This window comes from Dyella sp. (assembly GCF_035508675.1).
In the GTDB taxonomy this organism is placed as follows: domain Bacteria; phylum Pseudomonadota; class Gammaproteobacteria; order Xanthomonadales; family Rhodanobacteraceae; genus Dyella_B.
Genome location: NZ_DATJMN010000151.1, coordinates 1 through 3,956, shown reverse-complemented (window position 1 = coordinate 3,956; position 3,956 = coordinate 1). Strand labels below are relative to the sequence as shown.

3 protein-coding genes are annotated in these 3,956 nt (G+C 62.0%); 2 read left to right on the top strand and 1 reads right to left on the bottom strand.

What is annotated here, in order from left to right:
* Positions 1-292: 292 nt before the first annotated feature.
* Both VMA74_RS08535 and VMA74_RS08530 read left to right on the top strand, forming a co-directional pair.
* Positions 293-1,276 (top strand): hypothetical protein, encoded by a 984-nt coding sequence (locus tag VMA74_RS08535; RefSeq protein WP_325366213.1) that lies wholly within the window; start codon positions 293-295, stop codon positions 1,274-1,276.
* A 229-nt stretch (positions 1,277-1,505) separates the two neighbouring features.
* Positions 1,506-2,267 (top strand): SDR family oxidoreductase, encoded by a 762-nt coding sequence (locus tag VMA74_RS08530; protein WP_325366212.1) that lies wholly within the window; start codon positions 1,506-1,508, stop codon positions 2,265-2,267.
* Positions 2,268-2,694: 427 nt separating this feature from the next.
* Here the strand turns inward: VMA74_RS08530 and VMA74_RS08525 are convergent.
* The coding region (locus VMA74_RS08525) for a PLP-dependent aminotransferase family protein (RefSeq protein WP_325366211.1) at positions 2,695-3,956 on the bottom strand (1,262 nt) is incomplete at its 5' end.

The following is a 3,956-nucleotide window of genomic DNA, read 5'->3' as shown; positions in this document are numbered from 1 at the left end:
CGATGCACTCCCTCCCCTGCGGCAGTAGGGGAGGGAACCGTTTGTCGCGATGGTCCAGAATTCAGCCTCCTCGTCGTCGGTTTGCTCGTTGCGCTTTTCACCAGGGGAACCCTTGATGAAAGAACCTGTCTAGGCAGATTGGCCGCAGCACGCGCTGACGGTATTGCGTAAGTTTGCGCGGGCGTGGCTTGAGTGAGGCGGTGTCATCGAACGTTCCGAGCAGGGCCGAGATCAACAGGAGGGCACGCGTGCGCGTGGCCTGGCCTCAGTCGACAGCGGGACGAGTGAGACCTTGAGGCGCAGTTGGCGACAGCCGCTGCCGACGCGTCGGGTGCAGATGCTCGTGCTGGCTTTGGTATTGGCACTGCACGTGCTGTTCGCGCTGATGCTGTGGTCTGCAATGCAGCCGGCACCTGCCGAGAACGATCAGGTGCTGATCGTGCAACTACTGGATAACCCCCGCCTGCCGCGTGCCGCGCCGCCGCCTGCGCCCCCCACGCTGCCCAAGTTGGTGTCGCCGCAGCAGGCAGCGGCACCGCGCGTTCGCCCCGAGTCGCACGAAAAGCCGCGTCCCGATGCGATGGCCATGCAAGATCATGCGGCAGCACCTATGCCGGCGGCCTCCGCGGCCCCACCGGCCGCCACCAGTTTGTTCGCCAAGGATGGCTCGGTACGGCTGCCGCCCGCGCTGACGAACACCTCGGTAGCACCAAGTGCCGAGGCCAAACCGGCCAAGCCCGCGGATGATCGTCGAATCATGCAGCACGACGACTACATGCACGTCAAGCACACGCGTTTCGATAAATATTTCCCGCCGCCGAACGAGACGGCCGGTGGTGCGGTGGGGCGCCATATAGGCAATGCGATCCAGGCGATCGCCAAAAGCATGTGCGATCCCAGCAAACGCAGCACGGCTTCCAACTTGCTGTGCGGCGCGCCTCCCTTGCCGCCATCGCCCAAGGATGCCGACGAGCGCCTCAATCTACCGCCGCCGTCGCTGGTCGGCGACCCGCATCCGATCAAGTCATTGCCGCTGTCGACCTGCATCGCCGAGTACAACGACGGCAAGCCACTCTCGTACGGCTGCCCGATAAACACGCCCGACTTGGCCTTCCAGGCCGAAATGCGTGAATGCATCGATCTGTTCCGTGCAGGCAAGCGCCTCAAGACCTGGTGCCCAGCCGACACACCCAAGCGCGCAACCGCCGAGTCGTCCTCGCCAGCGATCTCCTCTAGCGTCCACAGTTCACCGGCTACTCCGTCGACGCCGAGATGAAAGATCCGGATGCGCTCAGGCTGGGCCGTAACTAAATGTTGATAGGTATGTACACCTACGCTCGGCCCGGAACGGTCGCTATGGTCGATTTCGACGGCGGCGCCGCTCCATCGTGGAAGAGCGCAAGCCCTCAGTTACTCCAGGCACCGGATATTGAGCTGAATGAGCCAAAGCCGCGATCATGCTTGCCGCCGCTTGACCCACTCACCACCACAACAAGGCTCGCTAAATGAATACCGTCCCCCAGGCGCCACTCATGCTGATAACCGGTGGAAGCCGTGGCGTAGGCGCGGCGACTGCGCGGCTTGCTGCCGCACAAGGCTACGATGTTGCGATCAGCTTCGTGTCCAACGAGTCAGCTGCCCACGCGGTAGCGGTCGATGTGGAAGCTGCCGGGCGCCGGGCTTTGCCCGTGCGCGCGGATAGCGCGGATCCAGAGCAGGTCGCCCAGCTATACGCCGCGATCGACCGGGAGTTCGGCCGGATCGACGTACTGGTGAATAACGCCGCCATACTTGCGCAGCAATCCAGGCTGGAGGATCTCCCATTCGAACGGATGCAGCGCATCTTCGCCGTCAACGCGATCGGCCCCATCCTCTGTGCACAGCAGGCGGTGAAGCGGATGTCCTATCGTCACAATGGGCGCGGCGGCGCCGTGATCAACATCTCCTCGGCATCGGCCCGGCTGGGCAGTCCAAACGAATATGTCGACTACGCCGCATCGAAAGGCGCCATCGAGACATTCACCACCGGATTTGCCAAAGAAGTCGCGCGGGAAGGGATACGCGTCAACTGCATTCGCCCGGGCCACATCTACACCGACATGCACGCCAGCGGCGGAGAGCCGGGGCGGGTTGATCGCGTCAAGGACTCGATCCCCATGGGCAGAGGCGGTCAGCCGGAAGAGGTGGCGCGGGCGATCCTGTGGCTGGCAAGCGCCGACGCTTCCTTCATCACCGGCACGTTCCTCGATGTCACTGGCGGGAAGTAAGCAGCAGGATGCGGCGAGATACTTGCCGCCTTGTTGTTACACCACCAAGTTGGCTTACGGATTTCCCAAGCTAGCGCGCTATTGCTATGAATTTTCGCAACATTAACCCCCCCCGTCGACAAGCGGGCCGTTCCGTCGATCACGGGGGCCTGGGTGATGCCGTCGAGGAATTCCATGAATTGCGTGGAACGCACGATCGTATAGGGAATGCCGGATTCGCGAATGATCTTTTCCTGCGCGACTTTGGCCCGAAGATAGCCGCTGTCCGGTAACCGATCCACACCGACGATGGCACGCCATCCTGCCCAGCTCTGCGCAAGGCTTGCTCCTTGAACTCTGTTTCACGCCTGTTTCAGCCACGTGAATTCGGCCTCACGGAATTGCGCTCCACGCATGTAAGTTATGACGACAGGCGGCTGACGACCCTCTACGAGGCCATGACCTTCGATCTATCGAGCTTGGCCACCAATCTCCCCAGTTCCTTCATGGCGTGGTCCAGCCGCTCATTCCATGCGAGGCCGCAACTGAGCCTCACGCAATCGGCATAATCGCCGCGGCTGGAAAACAGCACGCCAGGCGACGTGCGGATCCCCTTTGACAACGCCGCCTTGAACAACACACGGCTGTCGCCGCGTGCAGGCAGTTGCACCCAAAGCGACAAACCTCCTTGTGGTTCGCTTGCGCGCGTATCGTTGGGCCAGTAATGCGCGATGGCTTCCAATAAGCGCTGCCCGTTATCCGCCAATGTTCGGCGAAGACGGCGAAGATGCCGCTCCAGATCGTGGTGTTGCAAGTAGTCCGACATGGCCAGCTGGGTAAGGCTGGTACCTCCCACCGTGGAGAAGAATTTGGCGCGCACCAAGGCGTCCGTCCAAGCATTGCCCGCCAGCCAACCGAGGCGCAGACCAGGTGCCAGCATTTTGGAAAACGAGCCACAGCTAATCACGATGCCGTGAGTGTCCCACCGGCGAAGCAGCGATGGGCGCTGCCCGGACCAAGCCAGCTCGCCATAAATATCGTCCTCGACGATGATCACGCCGTGCCGGGCGCAGCTGTCCACCAAAGCTCGTTTGTCAGCGTCGCTCGTCAGGCTGCCCAGTGGGTTGTTGAAATTTGGCACCAAAACGGCGGCGCGTACAGAGTTCTGCTGCAGCAGATGGTCGAGACGGGCTACATCGATACCCTTGCCAGGCAGATTCGGAATTTCCAGCACCTTCAGATGCAATGCGGCGACCGTCTGAAGGATGCCGTGGTAGGTGGGCGTTTCCACCAGCACTACATCGCCTGGAGAGGTAATTACGCGCAACGCCAGGTTGATGGCCTCCATCGCACCGGCGGTGATCACGATTTCCTCAGGCGATGCCGGCGCACCTACTTGAACATAACGTTGGGCGATCAGGCGTCGCAATGCCAGGTGGCCTTGGGCCGGCGCATAGTCGAGCGCCACTGCGGGCGTGCGGCGTAGGCAACGCGACACCGATGCCATTAACGCGCCTTGCGGTAGCAACTCGAAGGCCGGCGTCGCACTGTGCAGCGGTAGCAGGTCGCCGTGCGCAAGTATTTCCCTGGTATCGAGCAACGCAGGGTTTTTGACTTCGCCTGGTACACGATTTCTTGCGGGCTTGTGTGTCGGCAGCGGCGGCGTCGAGGCACGAACGAAATACCCCGAGCGCGGACGTGCCACCACCA

What these genes read in the sequence shown, in the direction of transcription:
- VMA74_RS08530 (WP_325366212.1), top strand. Translation starts at nt 1,506, where the DNA reads ATGAATACCGTCCCCCAGGCGCCACTCATGCTGATAACCGGTGGAAGC.